The organism is Malaciobacter canalis (assembly GCF_008000835.1).
In the GTDB taxonomy this organism is placed as follows: Bacteria; Campylobacterota; Campylobacteria; order Campylobacterales; family Arcobacteraceae; genus Malaciobacter; species Malaciobacter canalis.
This window is the reverse complement of record NZ_CP042812.1, coordinates 2394963-2412076: the sequence shown is the minus strand read 5'-3', so window position 1 is coordinate 2412076 and position 17114 is coordinate 2394963. Positions and strand designations below refer to the sequence as shown.

Below are 17114 nucleotides of genomic sequence, written 5' to 3'. Positions count from 1 at the left end.
AAAATATGGAAAAAATTTGGATAGATGATGATTAAAAAAATTTCAATGTTATTTCCTTTATGGGCAATTTTAGTATCAATTTTTGCATATTTTCAGCCTGAGGCTGTGGTTGGTTTTAAAAGTTGGATTATTCCACTTTTAGTTTTTATTATGTTTTGTATGGGTATTACTTTAAAAGTTGAGGATTTTAAAAGAGTTTTAACAAAACCAAAAATAATTGCAATTACTATACTTTTACAGTTTTTGCTTATGCCTTTGGCTGCTTTTGTTATTTCTAAATTTCTAAATTTTTCTACAGAGTTATTAGTAGGAATGATTTTAGTTGGTGCTGTTTCAGGTGGAACAGCTTCAAATGTTATTGCTTTTTTAGCAAAAGCTGATGTTGCTTTATCTATAACAATGACAGTAGTTTCAACACTTTTATCAATTGTAATAACTCCATATTTAACACTACTTTATGTGGGACAAACTGTACCTGTGCCAGTATTTAGCATGCTTTTAAGTACTATGAAAATAGTTCTTTTACCTGTACTTTTAGGTCTTTTAATAAATCACTTTTTTCATAAACATATTGCAAAAAGAGAAGAGTTATTTGCACTTTTATCAATAGGTTCTATTATTTTTATAATTGCAATTGTAATTGGTTTAAATCAAGATAGAATAAGTAGTATTGCAATTTCAATGTTTGTTGGAGTAATTTTGCATAATTTTATTGGACTTTCTGGAGGATACTATATTTCAAAACTTTTAGGATATGATCATAAAGTATGTAAAACAGTTGCAATTGAAGTTGGTATGCAAAACTCAGGTTTAGCTGTTGCTCTTGCTACAAAGTACTTTACTCCACTAAGTGCTTTACCAGGAGCTATTTTTAGTATATGGCATAATATCTCAGGTTCAATTATTGCAGGATATTGGTCAAAAAAAGCACAATAAGGATTTATCGTGAAGTATGAAGATATAGATTTCAATGAGTTATATAAAAAACAAAAAGAGCTTACAACTTTTAAACCAAAAGCAAAAGAGGCTTGGGATGAAAAAGCTAGTTCTATGAATCAAAGAGTTCACAAATCAGTATATAATGAACAGTTTATTCAAAGGTTAGACTTACAAGAGATTGAGTCACTATTAGATGTTGGTTGTGGAGTTGGAAATCTATCTTTAAAATTAGCACCAAAATTAAAAAATGTTTATAGTTTAGACTATTCAACAAAGATGTTAGAACTATTAAATGAAAATGCAAAAAATAATGATATAACAAATATTAAAACAATCAATAAGTCTTGGTATGATGATTGGAGTGATGTTCCAAATGCAGATTTAGTTATTGCTTCAAGATCAATGGAAGTAAAAGATATGAAAGAGGCTTTGATAAAATTAAATGACAAAGCAAATAAAAAAGTTGTTATTTCATATAAAAAAGGTGGCTCTTTTGTAAGTGATGAAATTTTGGATGTATTAAACAAAGATATCATAAAAAAACCTGATTATATTTATGTGGTAAATATTTTATATTCACTAGGAATTAAAGCAGAAGTTAATTTTATTGATAGTGAGGGAAGAAATACTATTTATAAATCAAAACAGAAGTTTGTTGATTCTATTTCTTGGAGTTTAGGCTCTTTAAACGATGAAGAGATAAAACGCTTAGAACAATACTATGATTCATTAGATTTAACAAAAAAACAAGAACAAGACTATGTGCAGTGGGCACTTATTTCGTGGAATAAGAAGGATTAAATCCTTCTTATAATAAATCTAATTCTAAAGCAAAATTTTTAGATATCTTCTCATGATTTCTTACTTCAAGTAATCTTTTTTGTCCATTTATTCCTATTTGTGCTACTTCTTCTTTAGATAAACTAATAATCTCTTCAAGTTTTTCTTTTATTGATGTTTCATCAAATTTACAAAACCAAGCTTCATTATCACTTTTAAATAGCTCTTGGTTATTTGTACTATTTGTCATAATACAAGGAATACCACTAGAATAGTAATCAAGAATTTTAACAGGTGTTGAACTATTAAATAGTGCAATATCAGGTAAAATAGATAATCCTACATCTGCTTTTGCTATTAGTTGTAAAAGTTCATTTTTTGTTCTTGCATTATAAATTTCTACACAGTTTTTTAAATTAGGGAAATTTGAAAGCATTTTTTTTGCATATTCAGGATCTTTTGTAGAGATTGAAAGTCTAAATTGATTGCTATTTATTTGACTAAATGCTTTTAGTATTGTTTCAAAATCTCTAAGTTTATCTAGTGTTCCTGCATAAAAAAATCTTTTGAAATCTTCTACATGCTGAATATTTTCATATAAAACTTCTGGATCAATTGCAGGGGGAATTGTAAAAGTTTTTATTTTTATGTTTGGGAAAAACTCTTTTTTTATATGTTCAGAAGTAGGGATAAAAATATCACACTCATTTATAAGATTTGTTTCACTTATTGTTTTTATACTATTTCCTATAACATCAAAAATACTTTTTTTATTACTTACTTCATCTTCTTGTAGTTTTACAATTCTTTTTGAAAAAGATAATCTAAATCCAACTTTATAATTGTGTTTTATTTTTCTTTTTAATATATGTTTTAATGTATCAAAATCATTTCTTACTACAATATAATCATATGAGTTTATATCTATACCATTTTTTGATAACTCATCTAGTAAATCTTTTTTTAATTTTAATGGCAGTATAAATCTTTGTTCATCTTTTCTTTCAAAATCTGATTTAAATTCAGAAAAGTAAAGAATATTTGTATCAAAATATTTACCTAGATATTTTTCAAAAAAGGCACCAATAAAACTATGATCAGTATATTCGTCTTGATCTGTTATATATAGAAACTTTTTCATAAGACTTCCTTTTTTTAAATTAAGTAATTATTATATAACTAAATAGTTGCATTAAAGAAGCATTTAAAAAAATCATAAATAATCTTTTTAGTCATATAAAAATTATCCATTAATTTGCCTTTAAATGACTATACAGTAAAATAATAGCTTCTATTTTTCAAAAAAGAGAGCTAATGGATAATAATGAAATAATAAAAATGAATAAAATCAATAAATATTTTGATGATTTTCATGTACTAAAAGATATAGATTTTTCAGTAAAGCAAGGTGAAATAGTAGTTGTTTGTGGACCTAGTGGTTCTGGTAAATCTACACTTATTCGATGTATTAATGGCCTTGAAGAAGTTGATGATGGTGAAATTATAGTTGATGATTTACATATTCATAATAGTAAAAAAAATTTAAAAGCTATAAGAAGTGAAGTTGGAATGGTATTTCAACATTTTAATCTTTTCCCACATTTGACAATTTTAGAAAATATTACAATAGCTCCAACCTTAGTTAAAAATATTTCAAAAAAAGATGCGCATGAAATAGCAATGGAACTTTTAAAAAAAGTAAAGCTAGAAGATAAAGCAAATGCATATCCAGCTGATTTAAGTGGTGGACAAAAACAAAGAGTTGCAATTGCACGAAGTTTAGCAATGAAGCCAAAAGTAATACTTTTTGATGAACCTACATCTGCTCTTGATCCAGAAACTATTGGAGATGTATTATCTGTTATGAAAGATTTAGCAAAAGAGAATTATACATTAGTTTGTGTTACTCATGAAATGGGATTTGCTAAAGAAGTAGGAGATAGAATTGTATTTATGGATCATGGTGCAATTGTAGAAGAAAGTTCTCCTATTGAATTTTTTGAAAATCCAAAAAGCCAAAGAGCTAAAAAATTCTTAAACGAAATTTTAAGTCACTAATATTATAAGGAGAAAATGAATGAAAAAACTTTTATTAGTTTTAATGCTAATATTAAATGCATCTTTATTTGCAGGTGATATTAATGTATGGAAAAACTCTACTTTAAATAAAATTTTACAAAGAGGAGAGTTAAGAGTAGGGCTTGATCCTGGATATATGCCTTTTGAGATGAAAGATAAAAGAGGAAGAATCATAGGCTATGATGTAGATATGGCAAGAAAGATGGCTAGAGATATGGGTGTAGAATTAAAGCTTGTTCCTACATCATTTGATGGAATTATAGGTGGTTTATTATCTGATAAATTTGATATTATTATTTCAGGTATGACTATTACTCAAAAAAGAAATTTAAAAGTTAACTTTGCAACTCCATATGTAATTATAGGTCAAACTATTCTTATGAAAAAAGAGCATGAAGGAAAAATCAAATCGTATAAAGATTTAGATAAAAAAGATTTTGTTATCTCTACAAGAACAGGTGTAACAGGTGAAATTGTTGCTAGAAAATTTTTCAAGAATGCTAAAATTATTACATTTGAAACAGAAGCAGATGGAATATCAGAAGTGTTAAATGGAAAAGCAGATGCATTTATTTATGACCAACCTTATAATATTTTATTTATGTCTGATAAAGGAAAAGGAAGAGTAGTTCATCTTGATAAACCTTTGACATTTGAACCTCTTGGTTTTGCAATTAGAAAGGGTGATCCTGATTTTTTAAATTGGTTAAATAATTTCATGAGACAGATTAAAGAAGATAAGTTAGTAGATTTTCACCAAAAATTATATGAAAAGTGGTTAGTTGATACAAATTGGCTAAAAAGAGTTCAGTAAATAATGAGTAAGAAACAATCATTAGCGCAAAATAAAACGTTAGGGCATATTATTGCTTTTGCCTTTTATCTAGCAGTTGGATATTTTTTATATTCGGCTGCTTCAAATATGAATTATGAGTGGAAGTGGACTTCTATCCCAAAATATTTCGTTTATGAAAAAACTGTAAATGTTACTGCACCAACAGGTGGTGTATTGATGGAAGAAGAGGGAAAATACTTCTTAAAAAATGATGATGGAAAAACTTTTTTAAATATTGACAGTAGTTATATTTTAGAGTATGAAGTAGGCTCAGAAATTTATGAGTTTGATTATGTGGCTTCTAAAACTGTTACAAAACCAGGTCCAGTACTTATTGGTCTTTGGACAACATTAAAAATTTCATTTTTTGCTGCAATATTGACTTTTTTTGTAGGTATAATTACTGCTTTAATGAAGTTATCTTCTTATGTATTTTTAAAGGATATTGCAACAGTTTACATTACCTTAGTAAGAGGTACTCCACTACTTGTTCAAATATTTTTATTTTATTTTATAATTGCAAATATTTTCGAATTAGATAGATTTGTTGCGGGGGTTTTATCTCTTGGGATTTTCTTTGGTGCTTATATGGCAGAGATTTTAAGAGGAGCAATTCAATCAATTGATAAAGGACAGTTAGAAGCTGCCAATTCTCTTGGAATATCACACTTTCAAGCAATGAAACATATAATTTTTCCTCAAGCTTTAAAAAGAGTACTTCCTACACTAGTTGGAGAGATGATTGCACTTGTAAAAGACTCTTCTTTAGTCTCTGTTATTGCAATTACAGATTTAACAAAAGTTGGACGAGAAATTGTTTCAAACACATTTTCTCCTTTTGAAACATGGATTGTTATTGCTTTAGTTTATTTAAGTATAACATTTTCATTAAGTTATCTAGGGCATTTACTAGAAAAGAAATATAATGCAAAAGGTGGGATGGCATAAGTGGAAGATTACTTAGCTAATTTTCTGCAAGAAGTAATTACATTTTTTGCTATTATGGATCCTATTGGAATTAGCGCTGTTGCTTTATCAATACTAAGTCCAAATATAACAAAAACAGAGATTAACAAAGTAGCTTATAAAACTACATATACAATAATTATCTCTTTTTTTGTTGTTATTATTGCTGGTGAGTTTGTATTAAAAGTATTTGGTTTAGATATTAATTCATTGAAAGTAATGGGTGGATTAGTACTTTTGCTTATGGCACTTTCTATGATAAGTGGAAATATAAAAGTAAAATCAAATGATGAAGATAAATTAAATGAAGAGTTAGCGATTATTCCAATTGCGATACCTATTGTCTTTGGAACGGGACTATTTTCTACAATTATTATTTTTAAACATGAAGCAGATGGGTTTATAGATTTAGCTTCTATTAGTATTGCTTATTGTTTAAATGCTATTATTTTCTATTTTATATTTAAAAACTCTATTCATATTAAAAGATATCTTGGTCAAACTGGACAAAATGTTATTACAAAACTTATGGGTTTAATTGTAGGAGCTTTAGCAATACAGTTTATAATTAGTGGTGTTGTTACTTTAGCTAAAGGCTACATAAATTGATTTAGTCTTACTTTAAAAGGTTTATTTATGAGTGATTATATTGAAACTATTGGCTGCTTCGATATTGTTTTAGATCCATATAATGGAATTACAGTAGAAAAAAATACAATGCCAAATAACAGTATAGAGTTTGAAAAAAATCTACTACATTTAATAAATTACTGTTTAAAAAAACAAAGAAGACTTATATGGATAACTATAGATATAACAAAAAGTAGTTTTATACCAATTGCAGTAAAACATGGATTTGAGTTTCATACATGTGAGCATAATTATGTATTTATGGTAAAACAATTAGTAAAAGATGCCATAATACCAACTGCTGTAAATCATACTTTAGGTGTAGGAGTTGTTGTCATAAATGAAAATGAAGAGCTTCTAGTAATAAAAGAAAAAATATCAAAAATAGGCTATAAACTTCCTGGTGGTCACATAGATAATGGTGAACTAATTTCAAGTGCTGTGGCAAGGGAAACATATGAAGAAACAGGTATAAAAGTTGAATTTGAATCAATTATTAGTTTAGGACATTTTTATCCCCATCAATTTGAACAATCTAATTTATATATTTTATGTTCTGCCAAAGCACTTTCATATAATATAAATATTAATGATACTGATGAAATTGAAGATGCAAAGTGGATAAATGTATATGAGTATTTATGCGATGAAAATGTTTTAGAATATAATAAAGTTATTATAAGTGCAGCTTTAAATAAAAATGGCTTTATAAGTAAAAACTTAGAGAGCTTTAAAAATATACCAAAAGATTATGAACTGTTTTTTCCAAAAAAATAGTTCATTTTTATCTATTATTTACTATATAATTGATATAAATACGCAATAAAAAAAGAGGTTAAATAAATATGGAATATGGAACACAAAGATTAGTTATGTATCCTCATTTAAATGCAGCGGGAATTTTATTTGGAGGACAAGCTTTAGCATGGATTGATGAAGAAGTTATCATCTTTGCAGCGAATAAACTTGGAACTACAAGACTTGCTTTAGTAAAAATGAGTGAGGTTAGATTTAAAAACCCAGCAAATATTGGTGATATCTTAGTTATTGGAACAGAACTTGTAAAAACAGGTAGAACTTCAATTACAGTTAGGTGTGAGCTTAGAAATAAAACTACAGATAAGGTTATTGTAAATGTAGAAGAGGTTGTTATGGTTGCACTTGATTATAATAAACAACCAACGCCACATGGTCTTCCTGAACCTGATTAAAGAGAAAATCTCTTTAATCTTCTAAAACTACTTCTTTAAAATCACTTCTAGTATTTTTAATAAAATTATTTGATTTTGCTTTTACTGTATATACAAATGATATTTTAGGTTTTTGTGTATTATTTTTATGTGCATGATGTAATGTTTTACAATGAAATAAAACAATATCCCCTTTATTTAGATTGTAATGAACAGCATTATTAATTAGCTCTTTATTCTCTTTTATATCATCTTTGAAATTTATTCTTTCATCAAATTGTTCTTTTTTTAAATTTAATTTATGAGATTTTGGAATAAACTCTAATAAGCCATTGTCTAAATACTCATTATCTAAACTTAGCCAAATACTAATTAAGTCATCATTCTCAAAGTTCCAATACCTTCTATCTTGATGCCAAGTTGTTCTTGAACTATCTTTTGGCATTTTTGTCATAATTGAATTATGATGTGCAAGGGTTAAAACAGGCGTATCATTTAAAAGTTGCTTTAAAATAGGTCTTATTTTAGCATTTGTCATCCACTCTTTAAAAACATCTTCTCTATCATAAACTTGTCTTAATCTTCTAACAGTAATATTTTCTTCATCAATTTTTAAATACTCTTGTTCACTTTCAATTGGCTGGATTTTATTATCCAAATGATAATTTGCTTTTTCTAAGATTTTATTACAAAGTTCTTCACTTGCAAAATTTCTAATTAGTAAAAAACCATTTTCATTAAACTCTTCTATTTGTTCATTTGTTAGTTTCATTTTTTATTTACTTCTAATAGTGCATCTTTTATATGTGTAATTGTTTTTACGGTTGTAACACCTGCTGCTTCTAAAGCTTTGTACTTATCTTGGGCTTTTCCACTTCCCCCATCAATGATTGCTCCTGCATGACCCATTCTTTTTCCTTTTGGTGCAGTAACACCAGCTATATAAGAAACAATAGGTTTAGTAATATGTTTTTTTATATATTCAGCTGCTTGTTCTTCTTTTGTTCCACCAATTTCACCAATCATTACAATTGATTTTGTTTGTTCATCTTCTTGGAAAAGTTTAAGCATATCAATAAAATCACTTCCAGGAATTGGATCACCTCCAATACCTACACAAGTACTTTGTCCAAGTCCTGCAAGTGTTGATTGATTTACTGCTTCATAAGTTAGTGTACCTGATCTTGATACAATTCCTACACTTCCAACTTCATGAATTTGAGCTGGCATAATTCCCATTTTACCAATTCCAGGAGTTATAACACCTGGACAATTTGGACCAATTAATCTTGCACCATTTGCATCAACTGCTGCTTTTGCTTCAAGCATATCTTTTATAGGAACACCCTCTGTTATACAAACAATTAGTTCGATTCCATTTTCAGCAGCTTCAATAATTGAATCTTTACAAAATGGAGCAGGAACATAAATAATACTTGCATTAGCTCCTGTCAAATCAATCCCACATCTAACACTATTATACATAGGAAGTCCAAGGTGTGTTAAACCTCTTTTTTTAGGAACAACACCACAAACCATATTTGTACCATATTCAAGTGCTTTTTGAGTATGAAAAGTACCTTGTGTTCCAGTCATACCTTGACACATTATTTTTGTATTTTTATCAAGTAAGATAGACATTATTAATTCCCTTTTGTTAATTCTATTATTTTTTTAGTTGCTTTATCTAAATCTTGCTCTTCTTTTATATTTAATCCAGAATTTCTAATTAGTTCTAAGCCTTCTTTTGCATTTGTTCCCTCAAGTCTAACTACTAATGGAATATTCATATTCATTTTTTCAACTGCTGCAATTATCCCATTTGCTATTACATCACATCTTACAATTCCACCAAAAATATTTATAAGTATTCCATTTACTTTCTTATCTGATAAAATAATTCTAAAAGCTTCAATAACTCTTTGTTCATTTGTACTTCCACCAACATCTAAGAAGTTTGCAGGCTCGCCTCCATATGTTTTAATCAAATCCATTGTTGCCATAGCAAGTCCTGCTCCATTTACCATACAACCAATATCCCCATCTAATGAAACATAATTTAACTGCATTTTTTCAGCTTGTAATTCCCTTGCATCTTCTTGTGTTTCATCTCTAATTTCATTTAGTTTTTTGTGTCTAAATAGTGCAGAATTATCAACTTGGATTTTTCCATCTAAACATACTAAATCTCCTTGTTTTGTAATAACTAATGGATTTACTTCAATTAATGATAAGTCATTTTCCAAAAACATTTTATACATGTTTTGTAATAAAGGAATCATTTGTTTTACTTGATGATCATCTAATCCTAAATCAAATGCAATCTCTCTACATTGATAAGGCATGATTCCAACAACTGGGTTTATTTTATTTTTTTTAATTTTTTTAGGGTCATTTTTTGCTACTTCTTCTATTTCTACTCCACCCTCACTTGAAGTCATAATAGTTATTCTTTGGCTGCTTCTATCTACAAGAAAAGCTAAATATAGTTGCTTGTCAAATTCGCAAGGTTTTTCAATATATAGTGAGTTTACAGGTTGACCCTCTTTTGATGTTTGATAAGTTACTAATCTACTTCCAAGTAGTCTATTTGTTACTTCTTTTGCTTCTTTTTTATTTTTTGTTAAAACAACTCCACCAGCTTTTCCTCTTCCCCCTGCATGAACTTGTGCTTTAATTACTAAGTTCTCTTCACCTAATGTATCTAATATATCATCTAATTGTGAAGAGTGAGTAAGTAACTTTCCTTTTGTTGTAGGGATACCATATTTTTTGAATAGATTTTTTGCTTGATATTCATGTAAATTCATTATTATTTTACTCCATAATTTTAAAGTATATAAATCACATACTTTTAAGTAAAGCTATTTCTTTAAATTAAATTTTTCTATAAACTCTTGAGTACTTCTTACATATAGACTTTTATCATCAGCTTCATAAATTACAGCATCAACCCAAATATCATCTTTTTGAATTTTGCAATAATTTATTGGTATGTAGGTCATAAGATTTTTATAGTGTGTATATTCGTGATATAACTTTAGATTTTTCTCTTTCATTTGCTAATAATAACAAAAAAAAGATTAATAACTATCTAGATGAAGTATCTAAAGCAAGACAGATAATTTGTTTAGTAGATAAAAAGACACAAAGGAGTACTTTGTGTCTTTTAAATTATAATACTGGTGATTTAATAACCATCATTTTTTCGTTTGACATCTCTTCCATAGAGTGGTGAATTCCTCCAAGACCAAGTCCTGAGGCTTTTGCTCCACCAAATGGCATCCAATCAACTCTAAATGCAGTATGGTCATTTACCATTACAGCAGTACCATTTAATCTTTTAACAGCATTTAAAGCTGTGTCAATATTTTTAGTAAATACAGCAGCTTGGAAAGATACTTCAAGCCCATTAGCTCTATTGATTGCTTCATCAATATCTGAATAAGAGTAAATGATTACAACAGGTCCAAATACTTCTTTTGTAGAAACAAGTGCATCATCAGCTGGATTTAAAATAACTGTTGGTTCATAGCAAGAAGCTGAAATTCTTTTTCCACCAGTTAAAATTTTTCCACCTTTTTGTACTGCTTCGTTAACCCACTCTTCAACTCTATCTACTTCATTATTATTAATTAGTGGACCAACTTCTGTTTTTGGATCCATTTGATCTCCAACAACTAAGTTTGAAGCATAGTTTGTTAGTTTTGTAGCTACTTCATCACAAATTGATTCATGAACATAAACTCTTTGAACTGATACACAAACTTGTCCAGCGTGATAAAAACCACCTTTTCCTAAATCAGGAATCATTGCATCAATATCTGCATCTGGCTCAACAATTACAGGTGCAACACCACCATGTTCTAGTGCAACTCTTGTTCCATTTGATACTTTTGAGTTTAAGTACCAACCAACAGCACCTGAACCAATAAATGTTAAGAAGTCAACTTTAGGAGATGTTGCAAGTAGTTCACCAGCATCTCTTCCACAAACTACAGCTTGCGCCCAACCTTTAGGAAGTCCAGCTTCTTCTAAAATCTCTACTAATTTAATAGCACTCATTGGAGTTTGAGTTGCTGGTTTAATAATTACAGGACAACCAACAGCAATTGCAGGAATTACTTGGTGTACTGCTAAGTTAAAAGGGTGATTAAAAGCTGAAATTGCAGCAACTACCCCAATTGGTTCTTTAAATGTATAAGCCATTCTATTTGCACTAGATGCAGTATGACCCATAGCTATTTCTTTACCTTCAAAAGCACCTAAGTGTTCAATAGCAAGTTGTACACCATTGATTGCTCTATTTACTTCAACTTTAGAATCCATGTAAGGTTTACCACCCTCACTAGCACAAAGTTTTGTTAACTCTTCTACTTGTGAAGACATAATTTTCATTACATTTTCTAAAATTTCAATTCTTTTAAATTTTGGTAAAGCATTTTTGTGGTCTAAAAAAGTTTTTTCTGCTAAATCAATAGCTGCTTGCACTTCTTGTGTTGTACTAAATGGAACTTCTCCTACTACTTTACCATCAAATGGTGATGTAACTTCTATTGTTTTACTCATTATCTACTCCTTCTTCTTCTAGTAATGTTTCTGCATTTTTTACAAGGTCATTTAAAATTGCGTGATTTAAAGAGTAATCAACAGCTAAGTCGATTATATGAACACCTTTAGAATTAACACATTTATCTAAAGTTTCTGTAAACTCTTCACAAGATTGAGGTCTATGACCTATTGCACCATAAGCATCTGCATATTTTACAAAGTCTGGATTGTTGTAATCTAAACCATAAGTGTCAAATCCCATACCTGTTTGTTTCCACTTAATCATTCCATATGCATTATCGTTTAATATTATAACAGTTAAATCTAATCCTAATCTTACAGCTGTCTCAATTTCTTGAGAGTTCATCATAAATCCACCATCACCACAAACTGCAACAACTTTTTTATCTGGATTTACCATTTTAGCTGCCATTGCTGATGGAAGACCTGCACCCATAGTTGCAAGTGCATTATCTAATAATAGAGTATTTGGTCTAGCACATTTATAGTTTCTAGCAAACCATATTTTATAAACACCATTATCTAATGTTACTATATCTTCAGGATCTAAAATATCTCTGATTGTTTTAACAGCTCTTTGTGGTAATATTGGGAATCTCATATCACCAAAATATTTAGTTAATCTTTTGTTTATTGTTTTTATTATTAATTTATAAAAGTCAAAATCCCAATGTGCTTGTGGAGATAAAGCTCTATTTAAGTACTCAATACTTCCAGCAATATCACCAATTACATCTAAGTGAGGGAAATATGTTGGATCAACTTCTGATGGGAAAAAGTTAAAGTGAATAACTTTTGTTGCTTCTGGACCTTCATGCATGAAAAAAGGTGGCTTTTCAATAACATCATGACCTACATTGATAATTAAATCAGCTTTAACTATTGCTCCATGTATAAAATCATCATCAGATAATGCAGCTGTTCCTAAACATAATTTATGATTATCATCAACTACACCTTTACCCATTTGTGTAGTAAAAAATGGAATACCAGTATCATTAACTAATTCAGTTAAGGCATTGCCAATTCTATTTCTATTTGCACCCGCTCCAATTAAAATTAAAGGACTTTTTGCTTGTTCAATCATTCTAACAGCGTCTAAAATAGCAGTTTTATCTGCTCTTGGATATCTTACTTCTCTTACTGGATATACAGTATCAGTAGTCTCTTCTTCAGCGATATCTTCAGGAAGTTCAATATGTACAGCTCCTGGTCTTTCAGCAGTTGCAATTTTAAATGCATCTCTTACCATTGAAGAGATATTATTTCCATTTACAACTTGTTTTGCATATTTAGTCATAGGTCTCATCATATCAACAATATCTATGATTTGGAATCTACCTTGTTTTGATTTCTTGATTGGTTTTTGGCCAGTGATCATCATCATTGGCATACCACCAAGTTGTGCATAAGCAGCACTAGTTGCAAAGTTAGTTGCACCAGGGCCTAAAGTTGATAAACATACACCAACTTTTCCTGTCAACCTTCCATAAGTAGCTGCCATAAAACCTGCACCTTGTTCATGTCTTGTTAGTATTAGTTTTATTGGTGATTGCCTTAGTGACTCAAGTAAGTCTAAGTTCTCTTCCCCAGGAATACCAAAAATATATTCTACACCTTCGTTTTCTAAAGCCTTGATAAATAAATCAGATGCTTTCATCTTATCTCCAAATTATTGATTTAAAATTTAATTTGTGTTAGTTTCCCACAAAAAGTTTTAAATTGAAATTAAACTTATAATATACTTTATATTCGTAATACTATTTGAATGCAAATGACTATTTTTTAGTCATAAATGTAGTAATTACTATATAAAAAATATACAATAATCTCTTATTATAACATAATATATGCATTAAAAGTTACCAATAGCCCGTAAAACCGATCTTTTGCTCTTTATATATAGAAAAAAAAAGCAATTGTTACTTTTTTATACAATATATGAAAATAAAATTGTTTTTTATATATATAAATTTTTTTAAATTCACTTAATTTACGATTTTATTAAATAGTGTTGTTTCTTTAGTATAAGTAAAATTTTTTTATAATACTAATTACTTATAATAAAAATAAATTTATTTTATATAAAATATATAAGTATTAATGTAAAATAGTAAAAAGTAGTAATTAAATAGGATTTAAAATGGAAAAAGAACTATCAAAACTTGAACAATTAAAAGCATCTAGAAATCCCTTGAGGGTTATAGATGATATTTATAAAGAAGCTAATGAAGGAGTACCTTTAAGTGAAGATTATATTGGTTTGCTTAAGTGGTATGGAATGTATCCTCATATAAATCATGATAATTTAGAAGATAAAAAATATTTTATGAAAAGAGTAAAATTAGTTGATGCTTCTATGAACCTTGAGCAATTAAAAGTAATGGCTAAAATAGGAAAAAAATATGCACAAGGTTTAGTTGATTTTACAACAAGAGAAAATGTGCAGTTTCATTATATACAAATAAAAGATTTACCAGAAATATTTAATATGTTAGAGTCTGTTGGATTAACATCAAGAATGGCTTCAGGTGATGGACCAAGACCAATTGTTACATGTCCTGTTAGTGGATTAGACCAAAATGAAATTTTTGATGTGACAAAAATAGTAAAAGAGATTGATACATATTTTGATACAAATGAAGATCAATTTTGTAACTTCCCTAGAAAATATAAACTATCAGTTAGTGGCTGTTCATGTCATTGTTGTGGACATGAAATACAAGATCTTGCATTTACAGCTTTTAAAGTAGAGAATGAAGTACTATTTGATATGACAATTGGTGGAGGATTATCAAAATCAAAACAAATTGCATATAGAGCAAATAGATATGTTAAAAAAGAGCAAATAAAAGATATAGCTATTGCAGTTGCAGAAATTTTTAGGGATAATGGGAATAGACATAATAGAAATAAAGCAAGAGTTAGACACCTAATTAATGATTGGGGCGTTGAAAAGTTTGTAGATGAAATTGAAAATAAAATTGGATATAAACTTCAAATTGGATTAGAAGAACCAGAAATTACGCCAATTGAAAAAAGAAATCATTTTGGAATAAATAAATCTAAAATTGATGGTGAAAGTTTTATTGGATTTGCAACAATAGCAGGAAGAGTTCCAGGTGATGATTTTGAAAAGTTTGCTACTATTTTAGAAAAATATGATGCAAAAGGAATAAGACTTACAACTAGACAAAACTTTATTGTGTATGGTGTAAAAAATGAGTTTGCAAAGCAGTTAGCTGATGAATTTGATGCTTTAGGATATCCTTATAAACCAAATACATTTAGAGGTATAATACAAAGTTGTACTGGAAAAGAGTTTTGTAAGTTTGGAATTACCGAAACAAAAAACTATACAAATTCATTGATAAAATATCTTGAAGATAAATGTAGTGATTTTGATGAGTACATTAAAATATCAGTATCAGGTTGTGGAAATGCATGTTCTCATTCTCAAATTTCTGATATTGGATTAATAGGTTGTAAAACAAGAGTTGATGGTCAAAGAGTTGAAGCTTATGATATTCAATTAGGAGGACATTTACAAGGAACAATAAAGAGTAAATTTGCTCAATCTTCAAAATTGAAAATACCAGCAGATGAAGTTCCAAGTTTTATTGAAAAACTAATTAATGATTATAAAAAAGATAACTTAAATAGTAAAAGTTTTAAAGAGTATTTAACAAAAATCGATTTAAGTAGTTAAGATACAAAAGAGTTAATCCTCTTTTGTATGTCTTATTATATTTTTAAGTCTTCTTCTCATCTTTACAATTTTTTCTTTACTTTTTGAAGATAAGTCTATATCATTGTTATCAAAATCTTTTCCAAATTCAATACTTAACATATCGGACTTTTTCATTTTTAATATTTGTGAGAAAAATATACTTCTATGACCTGTAATTAAAAAACTAATAACAGCACTTATTGCTGCATAATGCGCTATTTCAACTCCAAAGAGTTCAACTGCCATAATAGTAGCTGCAATTGGAGCATTAGCTGCGCCTGCTAATACACTTGTAAATCCTAAAGCTGCAAATAATGCAAGATTATCTCCAAAAAGTCCACCCAAAAAGTGTCCACTTGTAGCTCCAATATAAAATATAGGAGTAATAACTCCTCCACTACCACCAGCAGACAGTGTTATGGAGGTGAAAATGGTTTTCATAATGAATGCATACCATGGGACATCTTCTGCTATACTTGGATCTGAATAAAGAACATCAGATATAGTATCAAGACCTAATCCAAAATATCTATCTCCTACAAAAAAAGATAAAATTACTAAGATTAATCCACCTAAAAAAGCTTTTGTGTAAATATTTATATCAATTCTTTTTATATAGTATTCAGATTTTTTAAAAGCTGTAATTAAAAAATCAGAAACAATACCAAAAAATAATCCAGCAATTATAACTTGAAAAACTAAAGTTAAATCTATAGGAATTGCTTGGGAAAAATGTAAATTAAAATATGTATAGTTTACTCCAAGCATTTTTGCAGTTGTATATGCAGCAAAGCCAGAGATAAATGAAGGAAGAAGTACATCATACATAATGATACCTACAATTAATACTTCAACTCCAAAAATTGCTCCTGAAATCGGAGTTCCAAATACAGAAGCAAAGCCTGCACTAATACCACAAATAACAAGTTTTTTTCTATCTTTTTTTGAAAATTTAAAAAGGTCAGATAAAAAAGAAGCACTCCCTGCACCAATTTGTGCACCAGGACCTTCTTTTCCAGCTGAACCACCAGCAAAAAGAGTTATTAATGTTGCAAGTAGTTTTACAGGAATAACCGCAACTTCAATTTTACCATCTCTTTTATGTACAGCTTCTATTACTTTTTCTGTTCCATGTCCTTTTGCATTTGGAGCAAATTTTCTAACAAGGTAAACACTAAGCATCAAAGCAAAAGGTAATAAATAATAATAATCAAAAGGAAGAAAATCTCTACTTACTTCTGCTTGGTGAATAGTATTTAAAAAAAATGCAATAATAAAGCCAATTGTTACACCTACAAAAGATGATAATAAAACCCATTTTGTAACACTAAAAAATATAACTGATTGTTCTATAATATGTTTTTTCATGAAAGTACTTAATAATTGGTTTTCT

At 28.6% G+C, this 17114-nt stretch carries 17 protein-coding genes; 9 read left to right on the top strand and 8 right to left on the bottom strand.

Annotation, left to right across the window (positions count from 1 at the left end):
* Positions 1 to 27: 27 nt before the first annotated feature.
* Positions 28 to 936: a bile acid:sodium symporter family protein gene (locus ACAN_RS12010; RefSeq protein WP_099333616.1), complete on the top strand. Its 909-nt coding sequence runs from the start codon at positions 28 to 30 to the stop codon at positions 934 to 936.
* 9 nt (positions 937 to 945) lie between these two features.
* Positions 946 to 1740: a class I SAM-dependent methyltransferase gene (locus tag ACAN_RS12005; RefSeq protein ID WP_228150607.1), complete on the top strand. Its 795-nt coding sequence runs from the start codon at positions 946 to 948 to the stop codon at positions 1738 to 1740.
* A gap of 7 nt (positions 1741 to 1747) precedes the next feature.
* On the opposite strand, the gene ACAN_RS12000 is transcribed toward ACAN_RS12005, so the two are convergent.
* Positions 1748 to 2860: a glycosyltransferase gene (locus ACAN_RS12000; RefSeq protein ID WP_099333614.1), complete on the bottom strand. Its 1113-nt coding sequence runs from the start codon at positions 2858 to 2860 to the stop codon at positions 1748 to 1750.
* 188 nt (positions 2861 to 3048) lie between these two features.
* Here ACAN_RS12000 and ACAN_RS11995 point away from each other — a divergent pair, with 188 nt between their 5' ends.
* The 6 genes from ACAN_RS11995 to ACAN_RS11970 all read left to right on the top strand — a co-directional run bounded on the left by ACAN_RS11995 (position 3049) and on the right by ACAN_RS11970 (position 7440).
* The gene (locus ACAN_RS11995; RefSeq protein ID WP_099333761.1) at positions 3049 to 3777 is read left to right on the top strand and encodes an amino acid ABC transporter ATP-binding protein; all 729 of its coding nucleotides are present in this window, start codon (positions 3049 to 3051) and stop codon (positions 3775 to 3777) included.
* A gap of 19 nt (positions 3778 to 3796) precedes the next feature.
* Entirely contained in the window at positions 3797 to 4612 is an 816-nt protein-coding gene (locus ACAN_RS11990) for a transporter substrate-binding domain-containing protein (protein ID WP_079577946.1), read from the top strand.
* Positions 4613 to 4615: 3 nt separating this feature from the next.
* The gene (locus ACAN_RS11985; RefSeq protein ID WP_099333613.1) at positions 4616 to 5581 is read left to right on the top strand and encodes an amino acid ABC transporter permease; all 966 of its coding nucleotides are present in this window, start codon (positions 4616 to 4618) and stop codon (positions 5579 to 5581) included.
* Positions 5582 to 6208, top strand: coding sequence for a MarC family protein (locus tag ACAN_RS11980; protein ID WP_228150606.1), 627 nt, complete (start codon positions 5582 to 5584; stop codon positions 6206 to 6208).
* A gap of 27 nt (positions 6209 to 6235) precedes the next feature.
* Positions 6236 to 7006 carry an NUDIX domain-containing protein gene (locus ACAN_RS11975; RefSeq protein WP_099333612.1) on the top strand — a complete coding sequence of 257 codons (771 nt, stop codon included), beginning with the start codon at positions 6236 to 6238 and terminating at the stop codon, positions 7004 to 7006.
* 68 nt (positions 7007 to 7074) lie between these two features.
* Complete coding sequence (locus ACAN_RS11970) at positions 7075 to 7440, top strand: acyl-CoA thioesterase (RefSeq protein WP_079577943.1); 366 nt, start codon at positions 7075 to 7077, stop codon at positions 7438 to 7440.
* 13 nt (positions 7441 to 7453) lie between these two features.
* Here the strand turns inward: ACAN_RS11970 and ACAN_RS11965 are convergent, their stop codons facing one another.
* The 6 genes from ACAN_RS11965 to ACAN_RS11940 form a co-directional block, all read right to left on the bottom strand.
* A complete protein-coding gene (locus ACAN_RS11965; RefSeq protein WP_079577942.1) occupies positions 7454 to 8191 on the bottom strand; it encodes a phytanoyl-CoA dioxygenase family protein in 738 nt (245 codons plus the stop codon).
* Entirely contained in the window at positions 8188 to 9060 is an 873-nt protein-coding gene (gene sucD / locus ACAN_RS11960) for a succinate--CoA ligase subunit alpha (RefSeq protein WP_099333611.1), read from the bottom strand. The genes ACAN_RS11965 and sucD overlap by 4 nt, the downstream gene beginning before the upstream one ends.
* A gap of 2 nt (positions 9061 to 9062) precedes the next feature.
* A complete protein-coding gene (gene sucC, locus ACAN_RS11955; protein ID WP_099333610.1) occupies positions 9063 to 10229 on the bottom strand; it encodes an ADP-forming succinate--CoA ligase subunit beta in 1167 nt (388 codons plus the stop codon).
* Between the two features lie 54 nt (positions 10230 to 10283).
* The gene (locus ACAN_RS11950; RefSeq protein WP_099333609.1) at positions 10284 to 10478 is read right to left on the bottom strand and encodes a DUF1653 domain-containing protein; all 195 of its coding nucleotides are present in this window, start codon (positions 10476 to 10478) and stop codon (positions 10284 to 10286) included.
* Between the two features lie 115 nt (positions 10479 to 10593).
* Positions 10594 to 11988: an aldehyde dehydrogenase family protein gene (locus tag ACAN_RS11945; RefSeq protein WP_079577938.1), complete on the bottom strand. Its 1395-nt coding sequence runs from the start codon at positions 11986 to 11988 to the stop codon at positions 10594 to 10596.
* On the bottom strand, positions 11981 to 13651 hold the full coding sequence (locus tag ACAN_RS11940) for an acetolactate synthase large subunit (protein WP_099333608.1): 1671 nt from the start codon (positions 13649 to 13651) through the stop codon (positions 11981 to 11983). The genes ACAN_RS11945 and ACAN_RS11940 overlap by 8 nt, the downstream gene beginning before the upstream one ends.
* Before the next feature lie 483 nt (positions 13652 to 14134).
* Here ACAN_RS11940 and ACAN_RS11935 point away from each other — a divergent pair, with 483 nt between their 5' ends.
* The gene (locus ACAN_RS11935) at positions 14135 to 15700 is read left to right on the top strand and encodes a nitrite/sulfite reductase (RefSeq protein ID WP_099333607.1); all 1566 of its coding nucleotides are present in this window, start codon (positions 14135 to 14137) and stop codon (positions 15698 to 15700) included.
* Between the two features lie 12 nt (positions 15701 to 15712).
* On the opposite strand, the gene ACAN_RS11930 is transcribed toward ACAN_RS11935, so the two are convergent.
* Positions 15713 to 17089, bottom strand: coding sequence for a chloride channel protein (locus ACAN_RS11930; RefSeq protein ID WP_079579928.1), 1377 nt, complete (start codon positions 17087 to 17089; stop codon positions 15713 to 15715).
* Positions 17090 to 17114: the final 25 nt, after the last annotated feature.

Bases quoted from the DNA above. Each gene is read 5' to 3' on its own strand.
- ACAN_RS11950 (WP_099333609.1), bottom strand. From the start codon at position 10,478: ATGAAAGAGAAAAATCTAAAGTTATATCACGAATATACACACTATAAA.
- ACAN_RS11935 (WP_099333607.1), top strand. From the start codon at position 14,135: ATGGAAAAAGAACTATCAAAACTTGAACAATTAAAAGCATCTAGAAAT.
- sucC (WP_099333610.1), bottom strand. From the start codon at position 10,229: ATGAATTTACATGAATATCAAGCAAAAAATCTATTCAAAAAATATGGT.
- ACAN_RS11930 (WP_079579928.1), bottom strand. From the start codon at position 17,089: ATGAAAAAACATATTATAGAACAATCAGTTATATTTTTTAGTGTTACA.
- ACAN_RS11965 (WP_079577942.1), bottom strand. From the start codon at position 8,191: ATGAAACTAACAAATGAACAAATAGAAGAGTTTAATGAAAATGGTTTT.
- ACAN_RS11975 (WP_099333612.1), top strand. From the start codon at position 6,236: ATGAGTGATTATATTGAAACTATTGGCTGCTTCGATATTGTTTTAGAT.
- sucD (WP_099333611.1), bottom strand. From the start codon at position 9,060: ATGTCTATCTTACTTGATAAAAATACAAAAATAATGTGTCAAGGTATG.
- ACAN_RS11940 (WP_099333608.1), bottom strand. From the start codon at position 13,651: ATGAAAGCATCTGATTTATTTATCAAGGCTTTAGAAAACGAAGGTGTA.
- ACAN_RS11985 (WP_099333613.1), top strand. From the start codon at position 4,616: ATGAGTAAGAAACAATCATTAGCGCAAAATAAAACGTTAGGGCATATT.
- ACAN_RS11945 (WP_079577938.1), bottom strand. From the start codon at position 11,988: ATGAGTAAAACAATAGAAGTTACATCACCATTTGATGGTAAAGTAGTA.
- ACAN_RS11990 (WP_079577946.1), top strand. From the start codon at position 3,797: ATGAAAAAACTTTTATTAGTTTTAATGCTAATATTAAATGCATCTTTA.
- ACAN_RS12010 (WP_099333616.1), top strand. From the start codon at position 28: ATGATTAAAAAAATTTCAATGTTATTTCCTTTATGGGCAATTTTAGTA.
- ACAN_RS12000 (WP_099333614.1), bottom strand. From the start codon at position 2,860: ATGAAAAAGTTTCTATATATAACAGATCAAGACGAATATACTGATCAT.
- ACAN_RS11970 (WP_079577943.1), top strand. From the start codon at position 7,075: ATGGAATATGGAACACAAAGATTAGTTATGTATCCTCATTTAAATGCA.